Source organism: Campylobacter sp. BCW_4323, from assembly GCF_001763115.1.
Taxonomy (GTDB): Bacteria; Campylobacterota; Campylobacteria; order Campylobacterales; family Campylobacteraceae; genus Campylobacter_D; species Campylobacter_D jejuni.
In genome coordinates, this window is the sequence record NZ_MJYC01000077.1 from 1 (window position 1) to 1,690 (window position 1,690).

The window sequence follows — 1,690 nt, forward strand, 5'->3', positions numbered from 1 at the left end:
CTATGCCTACTCTTAAAAAATTCATAGTTTTTCAAATCAATTTTGCTTAAATATTCTTGCGTTTGGGGTTTTATTATTGCATATAATTCTTGGATATTATTGCTTCTGAGTGGATCTAAAAACGAATATGCATTATAAATTTCCTCGCCAAATTTAGATATGGTTACGCTATCGGCATAAATAGCAGTAAATGTGTGTGAAAAATAACAAAAATAAAAACTTCCAATCTCAAAAATTTTATCTTTGCCGACAAATTTCTTTACAATAAGGTCTTTATTTGTGGCATAAATTTCTTTTGTGTTGAGTGTCCGCAAAATTTCCATAAGATAACCAAACATAACAACCATAAATATAAGGCTTATTATACCGAATAATACTATATCCCAAATCCCTTTATCAAAAGCTTGATATAGCTTTTTAATTGCTATATAAAAAATCCAAATAAACCCACATAACACACCAATCCTAAAACTCCATAAAATGATAGTCCATAATACAAGTAATGGCGTGTTTTTATACCGCAATTTCCAAATAATTTCATCTTTGCATTTTTTATTCTCCAAATTCTCTATCCTTTTTCTCTTTTCTGAGTTCCATTGCTTCTTTAAGGAAAGTGGTATTAATTTTGTTATAACCGCTTACATGTGAAATAATTTTTTCAAATTCTTCATCACCTAAGCTTAATAAATAAGGCATTACATGAGGCTTTATAATGGCATTAATTCTTCCAAAACAACCTTTTGTTGGATCATCGCCATCACTGAATAAACCAGGTTCAAGGTATTCTTTGGCCTTATCTCCGAAGGTGTATATCACTATATCTCCTGGATTTGCTATGGATGGAACTGACGAACTACGATAATACACAAAAAAAGTTCCTAAAGGAAAAACCAAATCATTTTTAATATAATACTCAATCACAAGTTTTTCTTTTGTGATATAAATTCTTTTAATATTTGCCATTTGATAGATATTTTTTACAAGTATATATAACCCAAAAAGAAATGTAAAAAAAACTATAAACCATTTATAATCTATTTCTTTGTTAAATATTCTAGGAAATAAATAAAGAATAAAACATAAAAATACAATATTTGCTATCCAATAAAGCAAAAACGAAGGTATATCCTTTTTTCCTTCCCAAATGATTTCATCTTGAGTGTTTTGTTCTTTGATTTCTGTGTTATTGTTTGTTTGGCTCATTTTTATCCTTATTTAATTCTCAATTCCTCAATTTTTAAAAAGTCCAAATCAAATCGTGGTGAGATTTTACTATGCCTACTCTTAAAAAATTCATAGTTTTTCAAATCAATTTTGCTTAAATATTCTTGCGTTTGGGGTTTTATTATTGCATATAATTCTTGGATATTATTGCTTCTGAGTGGATCTAAAAACGAATATGCATTATAAATTTCCTCGCCAAATTTAGATATGGTTACGCTATCGGCATAAATAGCAGTAAATGTGTGTGAAAAATAACAAAAATAAAAACTTCCAATCTCAAAAATTTTATCTTTGCCGACAAATTTCTTTACAATAAGGTCTTTATTTGTGGCATAAATTTCTTTTGTGTTGAGTGTCCGCAAAATTTCCATAAGATAACCAAACATAACAACCATAAATATAAGGCTTATTATACCGAATAATACTATATCCCAAATCCCTTTATCAAAAGCTTGATATAGCTTTT

The 1,690-nt window shown here is 28.2% G+C and carries 2 protein-coding genes and 1 pseudogene; all 3 read right to left on the reverse strand.

Translation table 11 applies throughout. From position 1 onward, the window contains the following. The coding region (locus AJN60_RS07620; RefSeq protein WP_148122846.1) for a hypothetical protein at positions 1–563 on the reverse strand (563 nt) is incomplete at its 3' end. Between the two features lie 439 nt (positions 564–1,002). Then, a pseudogene (locus AJN60_RS10015) lies at positions 1,003–1,203 on the reverse strand (hypothetical protein); the annotation flags it as partial. An 8-nt stretch (positions 1,204–1,211) separates the two neighbouring features. Next, a partial coding sequence (locus AJN60_RS07635; RefSeq protein WP_158512533.1) for a hypothetical protein occupies positions 1,212–1,690 on the reverse strand: 479 nt, incomplete at its 5' end.